Here is a 1,728-nt window from a genome sequence, read left to right as displayed (position 1 = left end):
CGCCTATACCTCGATGTGAGAATAGGAAGGATGCCCGAACCCCGCGCGCCGCAGCGCCCCCTTCTGCCGCTCTCTCTCGCCCTGCCCGCCGCGGCGGCGGCCGCGCTCCTGATGGATCTGTCCTACCCCGACACCGCGGTGTGGGCGCTGGCGTTCCCGGCCACCGCGCTGTTGCTCGTCGCTCTCATCGGCCGTCGGCCCGGAGGCGCGCTCGCGGTGGGTCTCGTCTACGGGGTGATCTTCTTCGGACTCCTCGTGTCGTTCACGTCGCGCTATCTGGGTCCGCTGCCCTGGGCCGCGCTGAGCGTCCTCGAGGGCGGACTCACGGCAGCGGCGCTGATCCTCATCACCTTGGCCTATCGCTGGGTCCCGAGAGCCTTTCCCGGCGTCTGGGCGCGGCTCCTGCTTCTTCCGGCCGTCGTCGCGGCGCTGTGGGTCGGGCGTGAGGTGTTCGTCGGCTCGTGGCCGTACGGCGGCTTCCCGTGGGCGCGCTTGGGCATGAGCCAGGCCGAGAGCCCGCTGGCCCCGGTCACGTCGTGGATCGGCGTCAGCGGCCTCAGCTTCCTGATGGTGTTCCTCGTCGCCGTCGTCATCCAGGTGATTCGCGAACGTGCCTGGCGCCGCCCGACCGCGATGATCGCACCGGTCATCGTCGCGGTGGCCCTGCTCGTCACGCCCCTGTTCCCCACGACCGTCAGCGGGTCGATGCGCATCGCCGCAGTGCAGGGGAACGGGCCGAGCGGGTACTTCGACGAACGTCAGCCGTACTCGCTCATCGACGCGCAGACCGACGCGACCGAACCGCTCTACGGCGAAGACGTCGACCTGCTGGTCTGGCCCGAAGGATCGCTCGACTTCGACCCGTTCCAGTCGGATTCGCTCTCGCGGAGGATGAGCGCGATCGCCTCGCGGATCGGGGCACCGCTGCTCGCGAATGCCGCGACGGAAAGAGATGGTCTGTTCTACAACACCTCGATGCTCTGGACGCAGGACGGCGGCGACGGACAGGTGCACGACAAGCGGCATCCGGTTCCCTTCGGCGAGTACGTCCCCGACCGCGCCTTCTTCAACGCTCTCGCGCCCGATCTGATCGGCCTCATCCAGCGCGAGTACACACCGGGGACCAACCCTCCGGTCATCGACGTCGACGGGGTGAAGGTCGGATTGGCGATCTGCTTCGACGTCATCTACGACGACGTGATCAGCGAGGGAATGGCCGAAGGCGCCGAGGTTCTCGTCTTCCAGACCAACAACGCCGATTTCAGAGAGACGGACGAGAACCTGCAGCAGCTCGCGTTCGCGCGGATGCGTGCGATCGAGACCGGCCGCAGCGTGGTGAACATCTCGACGGTGGGCACGAGTCAGATCATCCGCCCCGACGGCTCGACGGTGTCGAGTCTTGACGCAGGAAAGGCCGGAGCGCTGCTCGAAGATGTCGAGCTTCGCTCCGGCCTGACGGCTGGGGTCATCACCGGCCCGTGGATTCAGCTGGTGCTGCTGTGGGGCGGGTTGGGCGCGCTCGCGTTCGGGTGGTTGCGCGCTCGACGTCGTTAGGCGCCGATCTTCTCGCGGGTCGGGTCTTCACCGGCTCCGCGGCGGGCGCGGATGAAGGCGAGGCGCTCTTCGAGGAGCTCCTCGAGTTCAGCAAGGGTCCGACGCTCGAGAAGCATGTCCCAGTGAGTACGTGCGGCCTTCTCATCGGTCGCCTCGCGCGTCCCGGCCTGGCCG

General features: G+C 67.9%; 2 protein-coding genes. One reads left to right on the top strand and one right to left on the bottom strand.

The window, feature by feature from the left end:
• Nucleotides 1–30 precede the first annotated feature (30 nt).
• Complete coding sequence (lnt, locus tag J7E68_RS17025) at nt 31–1,554, top strand: apolipoprotein N-acyltransferase (RefSeq protein ID WP_215174590.1); 1,524 nt, start codon at nt 31–33, stop codon at nt 1,552–1,554.
• Here the strand turns inward: lnt and J7E68_RS17020 are convergent.
• A partial coding sequence (locus tag J7E68_RS17020; RefSeq protein WP_215174592.1) for an RNA polymerase-binding protein RbpA occupies nt 1,551–1,728 on the bottom strand: 178 nt, incomplete at its 5' end. The two genes, lnt and J7E68_RS17020, sit on opposite strands and share 4 nt — an antisense overlap.

The sequence above is a fragment of the Microbacterium sp. ISL-103 genome, assembly GCF_018613995.1.
Classification (GTDB): domain Bacteria; phylum Actinomycetota; class Actinomycetes; order Actinomycetales; family Microbacteriaceae; genus Microbacterium.
This window is presented reverse-complemented; position numbering and strand designations above follow the sequence as displayed.